The sequence below is a fragment of the Bacillus sp. H1a genome, assembly GCF_000633475.1.
Classification (GTDB): Bacteria; Bacillota; Bacilli; order Bacillales; family Bacillaceae_G; genus Bacillus_A; species Bacillus_A paramycoides.
In genome coordinates, this window is record NZ_AYMH01000074.1 from 1 (window position 1) to 2,582 (window position 2,582).

The window sequence follows — 2,582 nt, forward strand, 5'->3', positions numbered from 1 at the left end:
AGTTTTCAAAGAACTACTTTGCCGCTCGTTTGCGACTTCTTTATGTTAACATTTTCATGTTTCAATGTCAACTAAGTTTTTTTATTTCGTTTGTCGCTTTCTGCGTTGTTGCTATCGGCGACTTGTTTTATAATACACCTCTATATAATAATAGTCAATATTTCTTTTTCACTTTTTACAAAAAAATAAACATACGCTCATACCTCGTCTTTATTTTACATGCATATAATCAAGATAAAGTGAAACTTTAATCAGCGGAGAGGTTTAACCCTCACCAATCGAGCTTTTACGAGCAGTTAATCTTCCACCTAACTTCTTTGCTTCAGCCGAAGTTAGAGACAGGGGACTTACTGCCCGTTAATGCGGGATAATTGAAGGGAGTGTAGAAATTGTTTGATCCTTCCTTATTACACATCATTAGTACTAATTCAAGAAACCCACACTATCATAGAAACTTTCCTCTCATTCTATTTTGGAGTCAAAAAAGTGGTTGCACCTCCCTTGCTAAGTAGTTTTTTTACCAGATTGATTTATTACAAACAGCTTTAAACTATCACCCCTTTATTCGTAATTACGAATATGAAATATACAAAGGTACACCAGCCTATAATATACGGCTGAGTGTAGCATTACGAGATAAACAAAAGGAAACTTTTAAACTTGTCCGTAATCCATTTAGAAGAGCGGTCAGTTCTTTCGTGTCCTTAATCGCACCCCCCTATGTAGAAAATACAGAATAGGAACCCATTCGAAAGTTTTTATATCAAAATGAAAATTCTCCTAAAGGAATCATTTTTATACTACCTATTCACTAAAGATACTCATGCAAATGATATTAACGCTCACTTTACACAACAATATATAGCAGGTGAAGAAGAGTATGTAGCCAATTATATATACTTAGAAAATTTCAATCAGGAAATGAAAGAATTAGAAAAATGTTTCGAATTAAAACCTGCACCAATAAATGAGTTTTCAACATCATGGCATCATCAACCCCCTGCCATGATTTATAAAGGGAATTTCAGCGATGCCGATATTACTGATCCTTTATTCCCTCGCCAACCGACTTTTGAAAGCTTTTATGATAATGAATGTATACAGCTCGTCAAAACAATATTTCAAAAAGATTTCGATACATATAGATATAACAAATAATATCCATACTGATTTTAATCTATTATCTTTGCTAACTATAAAAAAGATACCTCTTATATATATAAGGTATCTTTTTAACATTTAAACTATATTAAGCATACAGTTTAACAGTCACTACTATCCAAGGTATTACCCTTTAATAGATTACGTAATTTCTGCTTATCCGCCCATCCTACTCCTATTAAAACTAGACTTCCTCCGATTATTATCTTCCATGTTACAGATTCGTCTAATAGAACAATTGAAGTAACAATACTTATTAAAGGTAATGCATTTAAATATAATCCACTTACCGATGCCGAAATTCTCTCTAGCGCTTTATTCCAAAACCAATACGCTAAAATTGTCGCTCCTATAACGAGGTACATTACACTAAATCCTACTTTCCATGTGTCAATCTTCGGGAAACCGTAATAAAAGGTTTCTATCATTGCAAAAGGTAATAAGATAACCATTCCAATAATTAAAGTTAACGTAGTAAAAACATTGTTTGACAAATGTCGTTCTCGTTTCGGACGTTTTAACAATATCGTGTAGAAGGCAAATAAAAAAGTACTCAATAAAATAAGTATATCTCCTATTAAAGACACTGCTTGATCGGCGTTATTAGATGGAACCGTAATAAAGAGCACTCCTGTAGCACCTAGTATAATTCCAATCCAATAATTCAGCTGAATTTTCTCTTTCAAAAAGAACGTTGAAAAAAGAATTGTAACTAACGGCAATGCAGCATCAATGATACTAACATGTAATCCACTTGTTAAAGAAATACCATAGGATGTGAACATAAAGTACCCAGCTACACCGGTAAAAGATAGTAAACTCATTCTTTTCCAGGGAATATGTTTATGTACAACAGCTTTTTGTAGTTGGTTAAATGAGAAAAGCATACAAATTCCACCTGCAAAGAAAAGGCGAATAAATAACAAAGTAAACGGTTGAATAGATTCTAATGCCCATTTCGTTGGCGCAATGGCTGTCCCCCATAATATAACAGCAACTAATAACATGCATATTTCTTTCATAATTCCCCACACCCATCAAAAAATATATGTTAGCTACCTTAATTATAGATTTTTTCTTATGCAAAATCCCTTAAAAATACAAAAAGGTTATGTGAAAAATAGCTATCCAGTTCTTTTTCACATAACCTTTTCATATAAGATCAAAAACATTTTTGTTCATACCACAACTAAACCACTATAAAAAAGGTAATTCTTACCTTCAACTAATATTTAAACGTATTATTTTATAACCTTTTTATCACTTTATCATCCAAATCTTATTATATACAGCCTCTATCTCCTTCTTTTTTCCTCTTTAGGGTTATTACATTTATGGATTTTAACATTTGGTAAATAAAAATAAACACAAAAAAACCTAAGTCGAATCGACTTAGGTTTTTGCTTGGCGACGTCCTACTC

Annotated in this window: 1 protein-coding gene and 1 pseudogene; one reads left to right on the top strand and one right to left on the bottom strand. The window is 32.3% G+C overall.

What is annotated here, in order from left to right; genetic code table 11:
* Positions 1-389 precede the first annotated feature (389 nt).
* A pseudogene (locus U860_RS35445) lies at positions 390-1,158 on the top strand (sulfotransferase family 2 domain-containing protein).
* 104 nt (positions 1,159-1,262) lie between these two features.
* Here U860_RS35445 and U860_RS0128075 read toward each other — a convergent pair.
* Positions 1,263-2,183 (bottom strand): DMT family transporter, encoded by a 921-nt coding sequence (locus U860_RS0128075; protein ID WP_025151104.1) that lies wholly within the window; start codon positions 2,181-2,183, stop codon positions 1,263-1,265.
* Positions 2,184-2,582 lie beyond the last annotated feature (399 nt).

Excerpts from the sequence above, each read along its gene's own strand:
- U860_RS0128075 (WP_025151104.1), bottom strand. The coding sequence starts at position 2,183 with ATGAAAGAAATATGCATGTTATTAGTTGCTGTTATATTATGGGGGACA.